Raw genomic sequence first — 20,697 nt, 5'->3', positions numbered from 1 at the left:
CATACCATAGTATGAGAAACGGGAAGGAGCGTCAGAATGGAAGAATGGTTTCGTTTATCAGAGGATGAGGCCCTTGCAAAGCTTGGCGCAGGCAGGAACGGACTGGATTCCAGGGAAGTCCTTAAGCGCAGACAGTTATATGGCCCGAATACACTTAAGAAGGCGGAACGTAAAAACGCTTTTCAGGTATTTCTGGACCAGTTTAAAGACCTGTTGGTCATCATTCTTATTATAGCAGCAGTGATCTCCATGATATCCGGTGACGTGGAAAGCACGGGGGTGATCTTTGCGGTGCTTCTGCTGAATGCGGTGCTGGGGACCGTAGAACACCAGAAAGCGGAAAAATCCCTAGACAGCCTTATGGCCCTGTCATCACCGGTTGCAAAGGTCATAAGGGAAGGCAGGAAGCAGGAAATCCTGTCTTCTGAAATCGTACCAGGAGATATTCTGCTCTTGGAAGCAGGGGATATGGTAGCGGCGGACAGCCGGATCCTTGAAAATTACTCCTTGCTGGTCAATGAAAGCTCTCTGACCGGAGAATCCGTTAATGTGGAGAAACGGACGGGGAGGATCAGGGAAAATAAGGTGCCTTTGGCAGAACAGGCAAATATGGTTTTTTCCGGCTCTCTGGTAGCGGCAGGCAGGGCCATAGCCCTGGTGACTGGGACCGGTATGGATACGGAAATAGGCAGGATCGCTTCCCTCATGAATGACACCGGGGAAAAAAAGACACCTCTCCAAGTGAGCCTGGACCAGTTCGGAAGCAGGCTGGCAGCAGGCATCCTGTTTATCTGTGCGGTAATTTTCGGTCTCAGCATTTACCGGAGGATGCCGGTACTGGATTCCCTGATGTTTGCGGTAGCCCTGGCAGTTGCAGCAATTCCGGAGGCCTTAAGCTCCATTGTCACCATTGTTCAGGCAATGGGTACACAGAAAATGGCCGGGGAAAATGCCATCATAAAGGATTTGAAGGCAGTGGAAAGCCTTGGCTGTGTTTCGGTCATCTGTTCCGATAAAACAGGAACCTTAACCCAAAACCGCATGACCGTACAGCAGATCTACGTAAATAGCCGCCTTTATCCCCCGGAGCTTTTAAATAAGGAGGTTCCTGTACATAAATATCTGCTTTATGATGCAGTTTTAAATAATGATTCGGCTTATATAGAAGGAAAGCTGATTGGAGACCCAACGGAGGCGGCCCTGGTACAGATGGCGGAGCGGGCCGGCATGGAAGAGGAGGCTTTGAAATCCTATTACCCCAGGGCCGGAGAAGTCCCCTTTGATTCCCAGAGAAAGCTTATGAGTACGATGCACCGGATCGAGGGAAAGCGGATCCTGTTCACCAAGGGAGCAGTGGATGTGCTGCTTCCCAGGATCAGCCATATCTGGACAGGAGAAGGAGTCCGCCCTATTAAGGATGGAGACCGGCAGGCCCTGATGGAGCAGAACATGGAGTTTTCCAAACAGGGGCTAAGGGTCCTGACCTTTGCCTGCCGGGAAATGGATGAGGATGAAAATCTCACAGAGAAGTCAGAATCAGGCTGTATCTTTCTGGGGATGACTGCAATGATGGATCCCCCCCGCCCGGAAACAAGAAATGCCGTGCTGAATGCCAGGAGAGCAGGCATACGGCCGGTGATGATCACAGGAGACCATAAGATCACCGCATCAGCCATTGCGGAGAAAATCGGCATTCTGGGAGAGGATGATCTGGCGGTCAGCGGGCCGGAGCTTGATGACATGCCGGAGGAAGAGTTAAGCCGCAGACTGGAGCGTATCAGCGTTTACGCCCGGGTCTCGCCGGAGCATAAGATACGGATTGTCCGTTCCTGGCAGAAAAAGGGCCATATCGTAGCGATGACAGGAGACGGGGTCAATGATGCCCCTGCCTTGAAACAGGCCGACATTGGAGTGGCCATGGGAAAAATGGGGACAGAAGTGTCTAAAGATGCCTCTGCCATGATCCTTACCGATGATAATTTTGCCACCATCATTAAGGCGGTTGCCAATGGGCGCAATGTTTACCGGAACATCCGCAATGCCATTAAATTTCTCTTATCAGGAAATATGGCCGGGATCCTTTGTGTATTGTATACATCACTTCTGGCTCTCCCGACACCCTTTGCACCGGTGCATCTGCTGTTTATCAACCTTTTGACCGACTCCCTTCCGGCCATTGCCATTGGCATGGAAAAGGCGGAAGCAGACCTTCTGGCCCAGAAGCCCAGAAACCCCAAGGAAGGGATCTTAACAAAGCGTTTTGTCTTTCAGATCCTTCTTCAGGGGGCTCTTATCGCAGTCTGTACCATGACCTCCTATCACACCGGCCTGGTGACCGGAAGCGAGGCGGCAGCCAGTACCATGGCATTTTCCACCCTGACCCTGGCAAGGCTGTTCCACGGCTTTAACTGCAGAAGCGGCCATTCGATCCTGAAGATAGGCTTTCAAAGCAATTTGTGGAGCATTATGGCCTTTGAGGCAGGCGCTGTGCTTTTAGGAGCCGTGCTGTTTATCCCTGGACTTCATACCTTTTTTTATGTGGCAGATTTGACGGTGAGGCAGCTTATTACCATCTTCATTTTTGCAATCATACCGACCCTTGTAATCCAGGCATTTAAGACAGTCAGAGAGAGCCTGCATTAAGAAAATAATCCCCTTAAATCTTGACATACTTTTTGGTACATGGTACTATAAAGTATACATAAATAGATAGCCTAAGAGATGACAGAGCCAGGTGATGAGTGCGGGTAACCGTTCATTTCCAAGGCTCTTTCTTTATTCCTTGAGAAATATTTAACAAGGAATGTAATCCGGGGGCGATTACTGGAAGGGGAAGGAAATTATGGGAAGATATGTCATTGCCCTGGATCAGGGCACGACAAGTTCCAGGTGCATCCTGTTCGATGAACAGGGAAACATCTGCAGTGCAGCACAAAAGGAGTTTACTCAGATTTTTCCGCAGCCTGGGTGGGTGGAGCATGACCCCATGGAGATATGGTCTTCACAGCTGTCTGTGACCATGGAGGCCATGGGAAAGATCGGGGCCCATTACAGTGACATTGCTGCCATCGGGATCACCAACCAAAGGGAAACTACGGTGGTCTGGGATAAAGAGACAGGGGAGCCGGTTTACCACGCCATCGTATGGCAATGCCGCAGGACTTCCGACAGGATCGAAAAACTGAAGCAGGATGGGCTGGAAGAAATGGTGATTGACAGGACAGGACTCATCCCCGATGCCTATTTTTCAGGAAGCAAGATCGAATGGATCCTGGATAATGTAAAAGGGGCAAGAGAACGGGCAGAACGGGGGGAGTTGCTGTTTGGAACGGTGGATACCTGGCTGATCTGGAACTTAACCAAGGGCTGTATCCATGTAACGGATTATACCAATGCTTCCAGGACCATGCTTTTTGACATTCACAGGAAATGCTGGGATGAAGAGATCCTTAACTATTTCAGGATCCCGAAGTGCATGCTGCCGGAAGTGAAACCCTCAAGCTGTATATACGGCTACACCTCATCCGATGTAATGGGAGGAAAGATCCCTATTGCAGGAGCAGCAGGAGACCAGCAGGCGGCGTTATTCGGCCAGTGCTGCTTTGAAGCGGGAGAGGTGAAGAACACCTATGGAACCGGCTGTTTCCTTCTTATGAATACAGGAGAAAAGGCGGTGAAGTCCGGGCACGGGCTGCTGACTACCATAGCAGCCAGCGATCAGGGAAGCATCCAGTATGCCCTGGAAGGGAGCGTATTTGTGGCGGGCGCTGCTGTACAGTGGTTAAGGGATGAGATGCGGATGGTCCGTTCCGCCTCCCAGACGGAGGAATACTGCAAGGCTGTGGAAGATACCGGGGGTGTTTACATAGTACCGGCCTTTGCTGGGCTTGGGGGCCCTTATTGGGACCAGTATGCAAGGGGAACCATTGTAGGGGTGACAAGGGGGACCAGCAAGGAGCAGTTTATCAGGGCCACGGTGGAATCCATGGCTTATCAGGTTTACGATCTTATTGAAGCCATGGAGCAGGATTCGGATATCCATTTAAAGCAGTTAAAGGTGGATGGGGGCGCATGTGCCAACAATTTTCTTATGCAGTTCCAGTCTGACTTGCTGAATACGGAGCTTGTAAGACCGGAATGCATTGAAACCACGGCCCTGGGAGCCGCATACTTAGCCGGGCTTGCGGTGGGCTACTGGAAAAACCGGGAAGAGATCAAGGCCAACTGGAAGGCATCCAGGTCCTTTGGCAGCCAGATGGAGGAAGAATACCGGAAAAAGCTGGTAAAGGGCTGGAAGAGAGCGGTAAAATGTGCCCTTTGCTGGTCGGAAGACGAGAAGTAGAACGTGGAGGGGCAGGATTTGGAGGGGACATATTTATTGTTTGGGGGAATTACCTTATCGTATGTGATGATCCAGCTGGAATATATGCTGCGCATCATAGCAGCCGGTCTATTAGGGTTTTTGATAGGCAGTGAAAGAAAAAACCGGAACAAATCGGCTGGAATCCGGACCCACGCCATTGTTGCCATCGGCTCATCTCTTATGATGGTGGTATCGAAATATGGGTTTTCGGACATCCCTGCCAGCGATGGAGCCAGGATTGCGGCCCAGGTGGTAAGCGGCGTGGGATTTTTAGGTGCAGGGGTTATTTTTGTGAGGAATAATCTGGTAAACGGTCTGACAACAGCAGCCGGAATATGGGCTACCGCCGGGGTGGGGCTGGCTCTTGGGGCGGGCCAGTACATTGTAGGCATATTGTCTGCAGTACTCATCATCGTCATGCAGACTCTGACACACAGGATCAGTTATTTTGCCCAGGTGGCTTCCTGCGGCTGCCTGCGGATGACCATTGCCCAAAAAAACGGGGCGGTGAAAAACATGGAAGAGTTTCTGGAAAAGGAAAAGGTAGAGATCGCTTCCGTAAAAATCAATAAGAATAAAAAGGATGAAATCAAGCTGGAATTTGAGGTCATTTATCCTCCCGGCTTTGATAAGGGAGCCTTGTTATCCAAGCTGGCAGAGGAAAACACGGTTATGGCAGTCAGCGAATAGGAAGCTTTGGCAGAAAAATCTTGACAATTCTACCCTGGCTGTGCTAGCATTAAGACAATCAAATAAAAAACCTTTGAGATGAAAGAGTAAGGGAATAATGCGGAGAAATCCGTGTATTTTCCTTACTCTTTTTTATTTGGTTTCTACCATAAGGGAGACCATAAGGGATATGGAGGAAAAAAACATGAAGGTATTGAATTACGATGCAGCGATCATCGGCAGCGGCGTAATCGGCTGTGCGGTAGCAAGGGAGCTTGCCCGCTATGACTTAAGCATCTGTGTCATTGAGAAGGAGGAGGATGTCTGTTCCGGTACGTCAAAGTCCAACAGTGCCATTGTCCATGCAGGACACGATGCGGTGCCTGGTTCCTTAAAGGCCAGATTCAATGTAGAGGGCAACCGTATGATGGGGGAGCTTTCAAAGGAGCTGGATTTCTCATTGATCCGGAACGGCTCACTGGTGCTTTGCTTTTCAGAAGAGGATATGCCGGCTCTTAAGAAGCTTTATGAAAAGGGCGTGAAAAACGGAGTTCCCGGTTTGGCCATCCTTACCGGTGACGAGGTAAGGGCAATGGAACCCAATGTGACGGAGACGGTTGTGGCGGCATTATATGCACCCAGCGGCGGGATCGTCTGCCCCTTTGGACTGACCATCGCACTGGCGGAAAACGCCTGTGACAATGGGGTGGAATTTTTATTTAATACCGAAGTAAAGGAAATTGAAAAGACGGAAAAGGGCTTTGACTTAAAAACCGGGGAGGGGATCATCCATGCAGCTTATGTGGTCAATGCAGCCGGGGTTTATGCTGACCGAATCCATAACATGGTGAGTGAGGAAAAGATCCGCATCAAAGCAAGAAAAGGGGATTACTGCCTGCTGGATAAGGAGGCAGGGAACCATGTATCCCATACCATCTTCCAGCTTCCCGGCAAGATGGGGAAAGGCGTACTGGTGACCCCTACGGTCCACGGCAATTTGCTGACCGGTCCAACGGCAACGGATGTGGAGGATAAGGAATGGGTCGGGACAACGGCTAAGGAGCTGTCGGATATTATGGAGAAGGCGGCCTGGGGAGTAAAGAACATCCCCTTCCGTCAGATCATCACCTCCTTTTCTGGTCTTCGTGCCCATGAGTCTGGGGATGACTTTATCCTGGGAGAGGTTTCCGGTGCCCCTGGTTTCTTTGATGCAGCAGGCATCGAATCACCGGGCCTTACCAGTGCCCCTGCCATTGGCGTTTACATTGCAGAACTGGTTGCCAGGAAAGCGGAGGCTTCCAAAAAGGAGAATTATAAGGGAACCCGGAAAGGGATCCTGGATCCTCAGAAGCTGTCTTTCGATGAAAGAGCGGAACTGATTAAGAAGAACCCTCAATACGGAACGATCATCTGCCGCTGTGAGGGAGTCAGTGAAGGAGAGATTGTGGATGCCATTACCCGGACCCTGGGTGCGGTCTCCTTGGATGGGATCAAGCGCCGTGTACGTGCCGGCATGGGCCGGTGCCAGGCCGGCTTCTGTGCTCCTAAGACCATGGAGATCCTGGCAAGGGAAACCGGCAGGGAGATGGAGGATATCTGCAAGAACAGGCCCGGCTCCAACATAGTAACCGGCCATAAATAAGGAGGACAGTGACATGACAGAGCATGATATAGTAATCATAGGCGGCGGTCCAGCCGGTCTGGCTGCGGCAGTGGCAGCAAAAAAGGCAGGCATTACGGATATAATGATCCTGGAAAGGGAGTCCTGCCTTGGAGGTATTTTAAACCAGTGCATCCATAACGGTTTTGGACTCCATACCTTTCAGGAGGAATTAACAGGCCCGGAATATGCTGCCCGTTATATTGAAATGGCAGATTCGGAGAACATACCGTATAAACTAAATACCATGGTCCTTTCCGTAAATGAAGACAAAGAAGTGACAGTCATCAATAAGGAGGAGGGACTGACAACCATAAAAGCCAGGGCCATTATCCTGGCAATGGGATGCAGGGAGCGTCCCAGAGGTGCCCTTAACATACCGGGCTTCCGGCCGGCAGGAATCTATTCCGCAGGCACTGCCCAGAGGCTGATGAATATTGAAGGCTTCTGCGTGGGAAAGGAAGTGGTGATCTTAGGCTCCGGAGACATCGGCCTTATTATGGCAAGGCGCATGACCCTGGAAGGGGCAAAGGTAAAGGTGGTGGCAGAGCTTATGCCCTATTCCGGCGGCTTAAAGAGAAATATCGTGCAATGCCTGGACGATTATGGGATTCCCCTAAAGCTCAGCCATACGGTGGTAAATATAGAGGGTAAGGATCGGGTGACAGGAGTTACTCTTGCAGAGGTAGATGAAAATCGCAGACCCATTCCAGGTACAGAGGAATATTACGGCTGCGATACCCTTCTCCTTTCCGTGGGCCTGATTCCGGAAAATGAGCTTTCCAGGGAAGCAGGCGTCCGGATGAGCCAGGTAACTTCAGGCCCAGTGGTAGGTGACCAGCTGGAAACCAACCGGCCAGGCATCTTTGCCTGCGGAAATGTGCTTCATGTTCATGACCTGGTGGATTATGTATCCGAGGAAGCGGCTCTTGCAGGAGCAGGCGCTGCTGCTTACGTGAAAGCGGATATGGAAAAAGAGGCGCCTCATGCTGTGGAGCTGGCAGCAGAAAATGGAGTCCGCTATACGGTACCGCAGATGATCGATGTAAAGAACATGAAGGATAAGGTCACGGTCCGTTTCCGGGTATCAGATGTATACAAAGGCCGTTTTATCAGCGTTTATTATGATAATGTAAGGGTTTCCCACAAAAAGAAAATGATCCTGGCTCCCGGCGAGATGGAACAGGTTATATTAAAGAAAGACAGCTTTAAAGATTATCCGGAGCTTAAAAGAATCGTTGTCTGTACGGAGGTGGAATAATATGGAGGCAAGAGAACTGATCTGCATCCGCTGCCCATTGGGCTGCCCGTTGACGGTGCGAATCGAAGGAGACCAGGTGGAGGTGTCAGGAAATTCCTGCAGCCGCGGAGAAGAATACGGCAGGAAAGAGGTTTTAAGCCCCACCAGGGTAGTGACCTCTTCGGTCCGCGTCATAGGCGGTGCCCTGGCAATGGTACCTGTAAAGACAAAGGAAGATATTCCAAAAGACAAGATATTTGCCTGCATGGAGGAAATCCGGAAAATGGAAATATCCGCACCTGTTTCCATAGGAGAGGTTATCATCCCTGACTGTGCCGGTACCGGCGTTTCCATCGTTGCCACAAGGAGCGTTGAAAAGATGTAAATTATTTTTATAGAATAGCCTCGTAAACCATCAGGCTGTCCGGGTTTCTTCAGGCAGCCTTCCGGTTTACGGGGCTGTTTTGCATAAAAACAGGGGAACCTGTGGTAAATTTATCCGGGAAATGGTATACTGGTAAGAGATTTTGGAGAAAGGGTCAAATCCCTTGGGAGGCTGCCGGGTATTTGGCTCTTGCAGCATCTGGCAGAAGCAGGAATGGGGTTATACCTGCCTATGGCTTATTGCTTGCAGATATAAGAAGAAAGAGGGGGTTACATGAAGGTATTTGCACACAGAGGTTACAGCGGAAGGTATCCGGAAAATACCATGCTGGCGTTTCGGAAGGCGGCAGAGACAGGCTGTGACGGGATCGAGCTGGATGTACAGCTTACAAAGGATGGAACGGTGGTGGTGATCCACGATGAAAGCATTGACCGGACCACGGATGGCACCGGTTTTGTGAAGGATCTTACGTATGAGGAGCTGAGAAAATACAATGGGGATGCCGTCTGCGGAGGGATCCATGGATTTGAGCCTGTTCCGTCCTTTGAAGAATACTGCATATGGGCAAAGGATCAGGACCTAATTACTAATATTGAGATCAAGACAGGCGTATATTATTATGAGGGCCTGGAAGAGAAGACCCTGGAGCTTGTTGGCAGATACGGGCTTGAGGATAAGGTCATTTTTTCCTCCTTTAACCATACTTCCATCAGCCGGTTAAAGGAGCTGGCTCCCCAAATCCGGTGCGGCGCGCTTCTTGACCACCCCGGCCTTGGTAATGCAGGATATTACTGTGACAAGTATGATTTCCAATGCTACCATCCGGGAGTAAAGGGATTGACAAAAGATGCTGTGGACAACTGCAGGAGATATGGAATTCAGGTGAATGTGTGGACGGTCAATGACATGGCTGCACTGGAGCAGGTCTATGAATGGGGCTGCGACGGAGTCATCACCAACTTTCCGGAAGTCTGTAAGCGGTGGGTGCAGAGCAAAGAACTGTAGATAATCGATGGCAGGGGTAAGGCCTCCGTTTTTCGGAGACCGCAGCTCCTGCTATCTTGTATGGAAAAAAGAACGTTAAGATTCGCTTTACTTTCTCAGGAAAAGCCGGAAAGGGCAAAAATTGCCTTGACGGTGGGGAAAAGGATTGATAAAGTAGAACGAGATCCATATTTTGTGGGTGCGGAGGAATAGGAATGAAGGCGATTGAACTGCTGGAGTCATCTCCAGTAATTGCAGCGATTAAGGATGATAATGGGTTAAAGCGAAGCTTTGAGTCGGAATGTCAGGTAGTGTTCATTCTGTATGGCAATATCTGCAACATCAGCAGCATAGTGAAGCAAATAAAGGATCATGGAAAAAATGCCATCGTCCATGCGGATCTGGCACAGGGCTTAAGCTCCAGGGAAATTGCGGTTGATTTTATTAAGCAGAATACTTATGCAGATGGAATTATCAGCACGAAGCCGCTTCTTGTAAAACGGGCGGTTGAATTGGGATTGGTTGGAGTTCAGAGAACCTTTATTATTGATTCCCTTGCTATGAGTACGACAAAAAAGCAGATTGATACCTATCATCCGGATCTGGTTGAGATCATGCCCGGGGTCATGCCCAGAGTGCTGAAAGAGATTCGGGCTTATACGGATATTCCTATTATTGCAGGCGGACTGATATCGGATAAAAAGGATATTATGGCGGCTTTTGGCGCAGGTGCGGATGCGATCTCCACCACAAAGGAAGAGCTATGGTTCATGTAAAAGGAGGATGTTATGAAATTAGTTACATACGAGGTTGACCGGAGAAAAGATATTGGGGTAGTGAGTAAGGACGAGATGTGGGTCTTTCCTCTCAGGGCATTTGGTATGGAGTACAAGGAGATGCTGGAGGTTATCAAGGGACTCAGCCAGTCTGAGCTTGATCTTCTGGAGCATGCTTCCGGCCTTGATCCTTATAAAAGCAACATCGTTGGGGCTGCCATGATGAAAGAGGTCAGGCTTTTGGCACCAATCCGGACACCGGAACAGGACATCATCTGTCTGGGGCTTAATTACATGGAACATGCCGAGGAGTCTGCCCGCTTTAAAAAAGAGGAATTTGACGGAAAGCGCCCCAATGCTGTTTATTTTTCCAAGAGAGTGAATGAGGCGGTGAATCCATACGGAGAGATCTTAAGTCACAGCGATATGGTGGACAGCCTGGATTATGAAGCAGAGCTGGGAGTCATCATAGGAAAGGATGCAAAGGATGTGTCACCGGAACGGGCCAAGGAATATATTTTCGGATACACCATCATCAATGACGTCAGCGCCCGCAACGTACAGAATGCCCATAAGCAGTGGTATTTTGGCAAGAGCCTTGACGGTTTTACTCCCATGGGTCCCTGTATTCTGACCGCTAACTCCATATCCTATCCCCCGGAGCTTGGCATTCAGTCCAAGGTAAACGGAGAACTGAGGCAGGACAGCAATACCCGTCTTATGATTTTTAACATTGACCATATTGTCAGCGAACTGTCCAAAGGGATGACCCTCAGGGCAGGAACCATCATTTCCACCGGTACCCCGAAGGGGGTTGGAATGGGGTTTGAACCGCCGAAGTTTCTGGCGGCAGGAGATGAAGTGGAATGCCTGATCGAGGGGATTGGGGCCATTAAAAATAAGGTCGTGTAAGATAATAAATGTATTGGATTTTAAATGCTGCTCCTTCATGGGGCAGCATTTTTTGCAGGTGCGCCCGGCGGGCGTACGTTCCAACGGGTGCAGGTCCCGAATCCGCCCGGCAGTGGAAAGGACACAGGCTGTCTGCTGATGATCACCCGAGTAGGCGGAGAAGGAGCGGATCTTCCAACGGATGTCAGCACCGTGACCTATACGGATAATTCCGGGGAATATAAATTTCCCTTATCCGTGTGTCGGATCAACGGCAGGAAGGGCGGAACCAAAAGATCCCGCCCTTCCTGCCGTAACAGATGGTATTAATAATTTTCCGCTTTTCGTTCAAAATATGCCTTAGGATGAGCACAGGTTGGACAGATTTCCGGAGCCTCCGGTCCTTCATGGATGTAACCGCAGTTGCGGCACTTCCAGCCAAGAGGGGCATCTCCTTTAAAGGTCTTGTCGTTCTTTAAGCTGTCAAGTAGCTTTAAGTAACGTTTTTCATGAGCAGCTTCTACTTTTCCTACGAATTCAAATTTAAGAGCCAGTTCCAAAAAACCTTCTGCCCTGGCATCCTCAGCCATCTTCTTATACATATCGGTCCACTCGTAGTTTTCACCGGCAGCTGCATCTGCTAAGTTTTCTTCCATGGAACCAATGCCATGCAATTCCTTGAACCACATCTTAGCATGCTCTTTTTCCTGGTCGGCTGTTTCCAAGTAAAGGGCGGCCATTTGTTCATAACCGGCCTTTTTGGCTGCAGAGGCATAATATGTATACTTATTTCTTGCCATGGACTCGCCTGCAAAAGCGTCTTTTAAGTTCTGCTCTGTTTTTGTTCCTGCGTATTTGGACATCGTATAAACCCTCCTGATTTGAATTGTGAATGATCTGTACCTTGCAAACAGGGAGCGGAAGAATGGTTCTGCCGCCCCCAATGGATGTATTAACCGAAATATCTTTCCAGTAAGCCCTTGAATGCTTTGCCGTGACGTGCTTCATCCTTTGCCATTTCATGTACGGTGTCATGGATTGCATCTAAGTTTAATGCTTTTGCACGCTTTGCAAGGTCAAATTTACCGGCAGTAGCGCCATTTTCAGCAGCAACCCTTAATTCCAGGTTCTTCTTTGTGCTGGAGGATACGCATTCGCCTAACAGCTCTGCAAATTTTGATGCGTGTTCCGCCTCTTCGAAGGCAGCTTTCTCATAGTACAAGCCGATCTCAGGATAGCCTTCTCTGTGAGCAGCTCTTGACATTGCAAGATACATGCCAACTTCGGTGCATTCGCCTTCAAAGTTAGCTCTTAAATCCATCATAATGTCTTCCGGAGAACCCTGTGCTACCCCAATTTCATGCTCGCAGGCCCAGGACATGCTTTCATCCTGTAACTTGAACTTTTCAGAACCTGCCTTACAGACTGGACAGAACTCCGGAGCTGTCTCCCCTTCGTGAACGTAACCGCATACAGTACAAACCCATTTCTTCATGATCTCATGTCTCCTTTTTATTTTCTAATTTTTTGTTGTTGTTATTTATGGCAATCAATAATAGTAATGATTACTGATATTAATTTAGCACATCTTTCTCCTGGTGTCAAGAGTTATCGATAATTATTTTCAAAACAGCTTTTGCAAGTCCCGTAGAAGTAAATCGTGTGACTGTCCACTGTGCCGGCCGCGTGCTCCTGTGCCAGTTGGTTGATGTTCTCCAAATGGTCAAGAGCCAGGTCGCTGACCTTCCCGCACTTTTTACAAACAAAATGGTAATGGGGTGAGGTATCCGCATCAAAGCGGTCTGCGCCATCTCCGCATGTCAGCTTTTGGATCTCCCCCAGCTCAACCAAAAGGTTTAAATTCCGGTAAACGGTACCAAGGCTGATATTGGGGTATTCTTCGCGGATCAGTGTGTATAGGGCATCTGCAGTGGGATGATCGTGCCTTGCCATTAGACAGGCTTTAATGGATTCCCGTTGACGGCTATACTTTAATGTTTTCATGGCCGCTCCTTTTCTAAAATAATAATTATATTAGTAATTGTTACTATTTAATAATATAAGATTTCCGGCCTTTTGTCAATCCGTAGTTAATATTTGACAGCATATCCATATGTCTTTCGGAATGGTGTTGAATCCTCCAAATGATATACGGTATGTCTTTCTGTAACAAACTATTTATATGCTTTCCCTTGCGATCCGTATGAATTCTTCCGTAGCCCGGGACAGATATCTTCCTTTGTGCCGGCCGAATGCCAGGACGCCGTGGCTGCGCCTGTAATTTAAGGAAAAGTAATGAAGACCAGTTTTTTTTATTGGGGTATCGCCGTTGCTGCCGTTTCCGGACATAAACATTTTAGGGTAAAAAGTGATTCCCATGCCTTTGGCAGCAAGGGCAAGTACGGTTTCAATGTTTTCTGTCTCCAGCAGGATGGAGGGGGTAAGCTGTGCTTCCTCGAAAATCTCATCGGCAATGGTACGCACCCGGTTTCCCTTGTTGATCAGAAGGTAGGGACAATCCTTTAAAAGCTGCACATCTGCATTTTCCCCCAGCACCTTTATCATCTCCTCCTGCCGTCCAGGAAAATACCGGTCCAGGATCTGGTCAGGAACTACAAGAAGGATCTCCTCATCACAGATGGGTACGGTTTCCACATGATCGGCCTTAAAGGGCAGCAGATCAATCATCAGATCAATGGTTCCATGAATCAGGGCAGTGCTTAATTCGGAAGAGTTCCCTTCCACCAGATGGATCTCAATGTTTGGAAACTTTTCCCGGTAGGCGGGAAGGATGGCGGGGAGAAGGAAACGTCCCCTGGTATGGGAGATTCCGATTGATAGCTGTCCAGTGGTAAAATCTTTGATATCGGCCAGCTCCCGGTAAGTTTCATCCTTTAGGTCCAGCATCTGCTTTGCCCGGACCTTTAAGGCACGTCCGGCGTAGGTCAGGGTGAGGGGCATGGTGCGGTTGAAAAGCTGGACATCAAACTCCTTCTCCAAATTGGAAATGTGACTGCTTAAGGACTGCTGGGAGATGTAGAGCCGTTTGGCGGCACGGGTAATATTAAGCTCCTCTGCAACCGCCAGAAAATATTCCAGGTTCAGGAAGTTTATCATAAATAAGCCTCCAGCTTAGGAATATATGGGAGGAGCTTTTGAATGGAACTGTTTACAATAAGCTCTTCCGGAAAATCCACTTCTTTTAGAAGCTCCAAGGCTCTTGTATGGTTCCCCACATCCGCCTCTGTGTGGGCATCGCTGTTAATGATGACGGAGGCCTGGTAGTGCCTGCACAGCTCCAGCATGGTCCTGTAGTTTTCCGCCGCATTGATTCTGGCGCTTAATGGATGAAGGGAACTGGAATTGACCTCCAGAAGGGTATGATTTTCGGCAGCAGCAGAAACAAGGGTGTCGTAATCCACCGGGAAGCGGCTGTCATCAGGGTGGCCGATGATGGGGATTAAGGGATTTTCAATGGCTCCTAAGTAAGCCCTTGTATTTTCTGCGGAAGTTCCGCTTTTGTAGCATGGTTCATGGAGGCTGGCAATGGAGTAGTCCATCTTTTCCAAAAGACCTTTTCTTAAGTCAACCCGTCCCGTGAAATCCAAAATATTAAGTTCCACGCCCATAAGAATAGTTGTACCGTAGATATTACGGGGGATCACCTTAAAATTTATAAAGTAAAACTCGTGGCATGTCCCTGGCATTTTTGGTGCGTGATCCGTAGAGCCCATAAGGGCAATGCCCTTATCAGAGGCAGATCGGGCCATTTCATATAAGGTGTTGTATGCATGTCCGCTGGCTACGGTGTGGGTATGCAGGTCCATTATGTCGTTCATGATTCTTGTCCTTTCTTATCAGCAACTGGTGGATTGCTCCTCCAATGGTAAATATTTCATAGTAAGGAATGTTTTTGTTCCTATTAATATAAATATAACATATTTTTACTTAGAAAACTATAGTAATATCAGGCGGGATGTGATAAATATATAGTTAGATTTTATGCAGAACCAAGTACTTTATGAGTGGAGGAAATTTCAATGAGCGAAGAGATGAAAGCTGCAGATGGAACAGCAGAAGTAATGGAAACCATGGAAGACTATGCCGCAGAGCTGGAAGCATCCTTTAAAAGGGTAAAAGAGGGAGATGTTCTTACCGGGACCGTTATCAGTGTAAACGAGGATATGGTTACGCTGGATTTAAAATATTATGCGGAAGGGGTCATCAGCAAAGAGAATTTAAGCAATGATCCGGAATTTAACCTGTTAAGGGAAATCCAGCCTGGTGATGAGATTACGGCTACAGTCGTAAGCGCCGATGATGGGGAAGGGAATATCGTTCTTTCCAGAAAGCTGGCCAATGACCGGCTGGCATGGGAAAAGCTTGGCTCCATGCTAAGTGACCGAACCATTGCCAGGGTTAAAATCGAAGAGATCGTTAAGGGCGGAGCCGTTGCCTATCTGGAGGGAATCCGGGGATTTATACCGGCATCCAAGCTGGCAGGGGAATATGTAGAGGACTTAGATGAATATAATGGAAAGGTCATTGAAGTCACGGTCATCACCGCAGACGAGGAAAATAAGAAGCTGGTGCTCTCAGGCAGGGAGCCGGCTCTCATGAAGCAAAAGGAAGAAACAAGCAAAAAGATCGAAAAATGCCAGGTAGGGACTGTTATGGAAGGAACCGTGGACAGCTTAAAGGATTACGGCGCATTTATTAACCTGGAAAACGGGCTTTCCGGACTTCTTCACATTTCACAGATCAGCAGCCAGAGGATCAAGCATCCAGGCGTTGTGTTAAAGGAGGGACAGACCGTTAAGGTGAAGATCATATCCATAGCGGATCATAAGATAAGCTTAAGCATGAAGGCTGTCCAGGAGGAAGAGGAAGCTGAGGCTGAGGTCTATGATTACAAGGAGGAAGGTTCTGCTTTTACAGGGCTTTCAGCCCTCTTAAAGGGGTTGAAAATTTAGAAAGTCAGGAAAAGGGATATAAAATGTCAGGTTTCTATGGTATACTATTCCCTGGAAGCAGGGGCTGCCGGGCGATGGGGCTGCCCCTGTCTCACTGACTTGTGCGGAAAATGAGCCGGATGAATATGCCTGCATATTCATAGGGGAGGCCGCAGCAACCGGAAAAAGCCTGCAAAGTGTGTTTTTCCTGGTTGGAGTACGGAGGCGAGAGAGAGGGGGAATGTGGAATGAATATTCCCAAATCATTTAACCAGGTTGATCAGTGGAAATCTGTGATGTTTTTGTATGACTCGGCATTAAAGGAAATCAGTACAAAAATTGAAATACTTAATAATGAGTTTGTGCATATCTACAATTACAACCCCATTGAACACATCAAGTCAAGGCTTAAGACGCCGGACAGCATTGTAAAAAAGCTGAAACGGTATGGCTATGACGTGACGATCGACAATATGGTGGAAAAGTTAAATGATATTGCAGGGATACGGATTATCTGTTCTTTTACATCGGATATTTACCAGATTGCGGAGATGATTACAAAGCAAAGCGATGTTACGGTTCTTTATGTGAAGGATTATATTAAGTATCCAAAACCCAACGGTTATAAAAGCTATCATATGGTGGTTACCATTCCCATCTATCTGACGGATGGGCCGGTGGACACAAAAGTGGAGATTCAGATCAGGACGATTGCCATGGATTTCTGGGCAAGCCTGGAGCATAAGATATATTATAAGTTTGAAGGCAATGCCCCGGCGTATTTGCAGCAGGAGCTGAAGGCTTGCGCTGATGTGGTAAATATGCTGGATGGGAAGATGTTTTCCTTAAACCAGGCGATTCTGGAATTAAGTGAGGCACAGCAGCGGGAGACAGCAGGAGAGGACTTGATGGATGAGGGAGATTTGATTTAATAGATGCAGCCTCAACGTTCCCCTCGCTGAGGCTGCGTTTTCTAATCCTCTTGGCAAAAAGAAGGTTACGACATGGGTACATTAACAAAAGACACCTGGAAGCTCATAAAGCTCAATCAAAAAAATGCGTTTGTTTTCGAATTGCTGTTTCGGCTGGTCACCACGACCCTGTATCTGCTGCTCTTAAACAAAGGCCTTTTATTTGCGTTGAGGATGGCCGGATACAGTTATCTGACTGCCGCCAACATCGGCTATTTCCTGGTAAAGCCATGGACGGTCCTTGTGATGGCAGTCATGGCGGTGGTGGGGATTCTGATCCTTACCCTTGAGACCGGCTGCCTTCTGACCTTGTATGAGGGGGCCTACTACTCCCGGAGGCTGAAGCCCTGGGAGATCCTGGCAGGAGGCTTTTTAAAGCTTGTCCTGGAGATCCGCAGAAAAAATTGGCGGTTAGGGCTTCTGGTTCTGGCAGATTACGTGCTTGTGAATCTGTATCTCATATATCAGATGCTGACCCATGTTAAGCCCCTTAATTTTGTTATATCCGAGATATTAAAAAAGCCTGCGGGAAAGCTGTCCGTTATGCTCCTTCTGTTGCTTTTGCTGGCGGCTGTTATTCCGGGAGTCTATACCTTTCATGGCTGTATGGTGGAACAGAAAAGTTTCAGGGATGGTTATTTCAGAAGCCTGTGGCTGTTAAGGCGCCGGATTTTTAAAGTGGTGGTCCTGTTGTCCGTCTATTATGCGGCAGCTGTGGCAGGACTTTGGCTGGTTTATGCATTCTGCGTGCTGATTGCTGCTGTTGGAGTGACCCTGTTTACCGACAATAACCTGGCCCTGGCTATCCTTCCTGCGGCATGTGACCGGATTGAACTGGTACTGATCTTTTTAACCAGTATGCTCCTGACTCTGGGAAACTACGGGGCATTAAGCGTCCAGTATTTCAGGTTCACCAGCAAGCTTGTAAAAAAATCCAGGATCAGCGATTATTCCGGAGGCAAGTATGGGGACAGGAGGCTGGCAGCCCTGTTTATGGCAGCAGCGGCGGTATTCAGCCTGCTTTCTCTTTTTGGAGTGGTGCGGAACGGTTCTGCAATTACGGCTGATATGCTGAGCATGATTCAGATCACCGCCCACCGGGGCAGCTCCGGTAAAGCTCCTGAAAACACCATGGCAGCCATGGCAAAAGCATTGGATGACCTGGCAGATTATGTAGAAATCGATGTTCAGGAGACAAAGGATGGCGTGGTGGTCCTGGGGCATGATGACAGCTTAAAAAGAGTATCAGGCATCAACCGGCCAATCAGCTTTTATACCTTTGAGGAATTGCAGAAGATTGATGTGGGAACATGGTTTTCCGCCGACTTCCAGGGGGAGCGGATCCCGTCCTTAGAGGAAACCATGGAATTTTGCAAGGGCCGGATCAACATAAACATTGAGATCAAGGACTTGGGAAGCGGCAGCAGGCTGCCGGATAAGGTGGCGGAGCTCATTGATAAACACCAGATGAGGGAACAGTGCGTGGTGACCTCTGTCCGGTTTTCCTATCTGGCCAGAATCAAGGAGCTGGACCCTGAGATCCGTACCGGTTATATCATTTCAGCCGCCTATGGAGACTATTATTCCAGTGATGATATCGACTTCATCAGCCTCCGGTCCAGTTTTGTAAGCGAGCGGCTGGTTGAGGCTGCCCATGAAAAGGGGAAAGCAGTCCATGCATGGACCGTGAACAGCAAAAGTGAGATGGAGCGGATGAAGATGCTTGGAGTTGATAATATTATCACGGACTATCCGGTGATAGCCAGAGAGATCCTCTACCGGGAAGCAGCCACTGAGAGCCTTTTGGAATACTTAAGACTTGTATTAAAATAGCAGACAGGAGAATGGATATGAAGATCGTGTTACAGCGGGTTGCCCATGCGAAAGTCACGGTTTCTGAGCAGCAGACCGGCGCCATTGAAAATGGCTTCCTGCTCCTTCTTGGAGTTTCTGAGACGGATACGGAAGCCATTGCGGATAAAATGGCGGATAAAATATGCAAGCTGAGGATCTTTCCCGATGAAAACGGGAAGACCAACCTTTCCTTAAAGGAGGTTGGCGGAGAGATCCTGGTGGTCAGCCAGTTCACCCTTTATGCGGACTGCAAAAAAGGCAACCGGCCAAGCTTTACGAAGGCGGGGAACCCTCAGCTTGCCAACCATCTTTATGAATACATCGTGAAGCGGTTAAAGTCCTATGGCAACCGGGTTGAGCATGGCAGCTTCGGAGCGGATATGAAGGTAGAGCTTTTAAACGACGGACCGTTCACCCTGGTCCTTGACAGCGAAGAAATCTGTGAAACAACGAATAGAGTAAATTTGGGCAAATGCCCTTAAGTAAATGATGGAGGAATTATAACAATGGAAAAAACAAAAGGACAACAACTGCAGGAAGAACTGACATTTAAATTTCCGCATATCGCCAAGGAGGCACCTTCTCAGCGTGAAGAAGCGGAGATGTTCTGTGAGGGCTATAAAAGGTTCCTGGACAACGGAAAGACCGAGCGGGAATGTGTGAGAGAAGCTGTGGCAATGCTTGAGATGCAGGGATATCGTCCCTTTGAAGAAGGAAAGGACTATCAGGCAGGCAACAAGGTATATTATGTAAACCGCGGCAAGTCTATCATCGCCACTACGTTCGGCAAGGCGGGATTGGAACAGGGAGTGCGCATCAACGGCGCCCACATCGATTCTCCCAGGCTTGACTTAAAACCCAACCCTGCATATGAAAAAAGCGACCTGGCTTATTTTAAGACACATTATTACGGCGGCATCCGCAAATACCAGTGGGGAACGGTACCCTTAGCCATTCACGGGGTGGTAGTAAAGAAAAACGGAGAGATCGTGGAGGTGAATATCGGGGAAAAAGAAGGCGATCCCGTATTCTGCGTGACAGATCTTCTTCCCCATCTGTCAGCGGAGCAGAATGACAGAAAATTAAGGGATGGGTTAAAAGGAGAGGAGCTGAATGTACTCATAGGATCCATTCCGTTTATTGACGAAGCAGAACTTAAAGACCCTGTGAAGCTACTGGCCCTAAAGCTGCTGAACGAGCGCTACGGGATCACAGAGGCAGATTTTTTCCGTGCCGAGATCGAGATGGTACCTGCCCAGAAGGCCTGTGACGTAGGACTGGACCGCAGCATGATCGGCGCTTACGGACAGGATGACAGAGTATGCGCCTATACGGCCCTGATGGCTGAGATCGATGCCAACATGCCGGAATATACCACGGTCACTGTTCTTGCGGATAAAGAGGAAGTGGGCTCCGAGGGAAATACCGGCCTGGATTCGGATTTTGTCCTTCATTACATGGAAGACCTGGCTGCCATGGCCCGTGTTGATGTAAGAAAGGTACTTAGAAACTCCATCTGCTTATCCTCTGATGTAAACGCGGCTTATGATCCCACCTTTGCCCAGGTATACGAGGAGCGTAATTCCTGCTTCTTAAATAAGGGCTGCGTATTGACCAAGTACACCGGCGTCCGGGGAAAATCCGGTTCCAATGATGCAAGCGCGGAGCTGATGGCAAAGGTCATCGCCATGATGGAGCAGGAAGGCGTTTACTGGCAGATCGGAGAGCTTGGGGCCGTGGATCAGGGCGGCGGCGGTACCATTGCCAAATATGTAGCTCATATGGATGTGGATGTAGTGGATTTAGGTGTGCCCATTCTATCCATGCATTCCCCCTTCGAGCTTTCGGCCAAGCTTGATGTATACAATACATACAAAGCATTCCGCGCATTTTACAAATAATGGGGTTGAAGATCCATGGAATTTTTGCTGATAAAAAGCATGCTCCCAAAC

At 48.6% G+C, this 20,697-nt stretch carries 20 protein-coding genes; 15 read left to right on the top strand and 5 right to left on the bottom strand.

The features are described from left to right. Nucleotides 1-36 precede the first annotated feature (36 nt). The 10 genes from CLOSA_RS20620 (at nt 37) to CLOSA_RS22790 (ending at nt 11,298) form a co-directional block, all read left to right on the top strand. Nucleotides 37-2,643 carry a cation-translocating P-type ATPase gene (locus tag CLOSA_RS20620; RefSeq protein ID WP_013274665.1) on the top strand — a complete coding sequence of 869 codons (2,607 nt, stop codon included), beginning with the start codon at nt 37-39 and terminating at the stop codon, nt 2,641-2,643. 199 nt (nt 2,644-2,842) lie between these two features. Next, entirely contained in the window at nt 2,843-4,342 is a 1,500-nt protein-coding gene (gene glpK / locus CLOSA_RS20615; RefSeq protein ID WP_013274664.1) for a glycerol kinase GlpK, read from the top strand. An 18-nt stretch (nt 4,343-4,360) separates the two neighbouring features. Continuing rightward, nucleotides 4,361-5,053, top strand: coding sequence for an MgtC/SapB family protein (locus tag CLOSA_RS20610; protein WP_013274663.1), 693 nt, complete (start codon nt 4,361-4,363; stop codon nt 5,051-5,053). Nucleotides 5,054-5,237: 184 nt separating this feature from the next. Then, nucleotides 5,238-6,674 carry an NAD(P)/FAD-dependent oxidoreductase gene (locus CLOSA_RS20605; protein WP_013274662.1) on the top strand — a complete coding sequence of 479 codons (1,437 nt, stop codon included), beginning with the start codon at nt 5,238-5,240 and terminating at the stop codon, nt 6,672-6,674. A gap of 13 nt (nt 6,675-6,687) precedes the next feature. Then, nucleotides 6,688-7,953 (top strand): NAD(P)/FAD-dependent oxidoreductase, encoded by a 1,266-nt coding sequence (locus CLOSA_RS20600; protein WP_013274661.1) that lies wholly within the window; start codon nt 6,688-6,690, stop codon nt 7,951-7,953. 1 nt (nt 7,954) lies between these two features. Beyond that, entirely contained in the window at nt 7,955-8,317 is a 363-nt protein-coding gene (locus CLOSA_RS20595; RefSeq protein ID WP_013274660.1) for a DUF1667 domain-containing protein, read from the top strand. 273 nt (nt 8,318-8,590) lie between these two features. Next, nucleotides 8,591-9,322 (top strand): glycerophosphodiester phosphodiesterase, encoded by a 732-nt coding sequence (locus CLOSA_RS20590; RefSeq protein WP_013274659.1) that lies wholly within the window; start codon nt 8,591-8,593, stop codon nt 9,320-9,322. Nucleotides 9,323-9,516: 194 nt separating this feature from the next. Continuing rightward, nucleotides 9,517-10,077, top strand: coding sequence for a glycerol-3-phosphate responsive antiterminator (locus CLOSA_RS20585; protein ID WP_013274658.1), 561 nt, complete (start codon nt 9,517-9,519; stop codon nt 10,075-10,077). A gap of 12 nt (nt 10,078-10,089) precedes the next feature. After that, nucleotides 10,090-10,989: a fumarylacetoacetate hydrolase family protein gene (locus CLOSA_RS20580; protein WP_013274657.1), complete on the top strand. Its 900-nt coding sequence runs from the start codon at nt 10,090-10,092 to the stop codon at nt 10,987-10,989. A 138-nt stretch (nt 10,990-11,127) separates the two neighbouring features. Next, entirely contained in the window at nt 11,128-11,298 is a 171-nt protein-coding gene (locus tag CLOSA_RS22790) for a hypothetical protein (protein ID WP_157669047.1), read from the top strand. Here the strand turns inward: CLOSA_RS22790 and rbr are convergent. The 5 genes from rbr to CLOSA_RS20550 all read right to left on the bottom strand — a co-directional run bounded on the left by rbr (nt 11,295) and on the right by CLOSA_RS20550 (nt 14,807). Then, nucleotides 11,295-11,831, bottom strand: coding sequence for a rubrerythrin (gene rbr / locus CLOSA_RS20570; protein WP_013274656.1), 537 nt, complete (start codon nt 11,829-11,831; stop codon nt 11,295-11,297). The two genes, CLOSA_RS22790 and rbr, sit on opposite strands and share 4 nt — an antisense overlap. Nucleotides 11,832-11,920: 89 nt before the next feature. Beyond that, nucleotides 11,921-12,463, bottom strand: a complete 543-nt coding sequence (locus tag CLOSA_RS20565; protein WP_013274655.1) for an NADH peroxidase — start codon at nt 12,461-12,463, stop codon at nt 11,921-11,923. Between the two features lie 113 nt (nt 12,464-12,576). Next, the gene (locus CLOSA_RS20560; RefSeq protein ID WP_013274654.1) at nt 12,577-12,972 is read right to left on the bottom strand and encodes a Fur family transcriptional regulator; all 396 of its coding nucleotides are present in this window, start codon (nt 12,970-12,972) and stop codon (nt 12,577-12,579) included. Nucleotides 12,973-13,146: 174 nt separating this feature from the next. After that, nucleotides 13,147-14,085 (bottom strand): LysR family transcriptional regulator, encoded by a 939-nt coding sequence (locus tag CLOSA_RS20555; RefSeq protein ID WP_013274653.1) that lies wholly within the window; start codon nt 14,083-14,085, stop codon nt 13,147-13,149. Further along, nucleotides 14,082-14,807 carry a phosphatase gene (locus tag CLOSA_RS20550; RefSeq protein WP_013274652.1) on the bottom strand — a complete coding sequence of 242 codons (726 nt, stop codon included), beginning with the start codon at nt 14,805-14,807 and terminating at the stop codon, nt 14,082-14,084. The genes CLOSA_RS20555 and CLOSA_RS20550 overlap by 4 nt, the downstream gene beginning before the upstream one ends. 201 nt (nt 14,808-15,008) lie before the next feature. Between CLOSA_RS20550 and CLOSA_RS20545 the strand changes: the two genes are divergently transcribed. The 5 genes from CLOSA_RS20545 to CLOSA_RS20525 all read left to right on the top strand — a co-directional run bounded on the left by CLOSA_RS20545 (nt 15,009) and on the right by CLOSA_RS20525 (nt 20,646). Continuing rightward, nucleotides 15,009-15,941 carry a S1 RNA-binding domain-containing protein gene (locus CLOSA_RS20545; RefSeq protein WP_013274651.1) on the top strand — a complete coding sequence of 311 codons (933 nt, stop codon included), beginning with the start codon at nt 15,009-15,011 and terminating at the stop codon, nt 15,939-15,941. Between the two features lie 227 nt (nt 15,942-16,168). After that, nucleotides 16,169-16,852, top strand: a complete 684-nt coding sequence (locus tag CLOSA_RS20540; protein ID WP_013274650.1) for a GTP pyrophosphokinase — start codon at nt 16,169-16,171, stop codon at nt 16,850-16,852. Nucleotides 16,853-16,924: 72 nt separating this feature from the next. Beyond that, nucleotides 16,925-18,724: a glycerophosphodiester phosphodiesterase gene (locus tag CLOSA_RS20535; protein WP_013274649.1), complete on the top strand. Its 1,800-nt coding sequence runs from the start codon at nt 16,925-16,927 to the stop codon at nt 18,722-18,724. 17 nt (nt 18,725-18,741) lie between these two features. Then, a complete protein-coding gene (dtd, locus tag CLOSA_RS20530) occupies nt 18,742-19,227 on the top strand; it encodes a D-aminoacyl-tRNA deacylase (RefSeq protein WP_013274648.1) in 486 nt (161 codons plus the stop codon). Between the two features lie 24 nt (nt 19,228-19,251). Next, nucleotides 19,252-20,646 (top strand): aminopeptidase, encoded by a 1,395-nt coding sequence (locus CLOSA_RS20525; RefSeq protein ID WP_013274647.1) that lies wholly within the window; start codon nt 19,252-19,254, stop codon nt 20,644-20,646. The last annotated feature ends 51 nt before the right edge of the window (nt 20,647-20,697 follow it).

It is taken from the genome of [Clostridium] saccharolyticum WM1 (assembly GCF_000144625.1).
In the GTDB taxonomy this organism is placed as follows: Bacteria; Bacillota; Clostridia; order Lachnospirales; family Lachnospiraceae; genus Lacrimispora; species Lacrimispora saccharolytica.
This window is presented reverse-complemented; position numbering and strand designations above follow the sequence as displayed.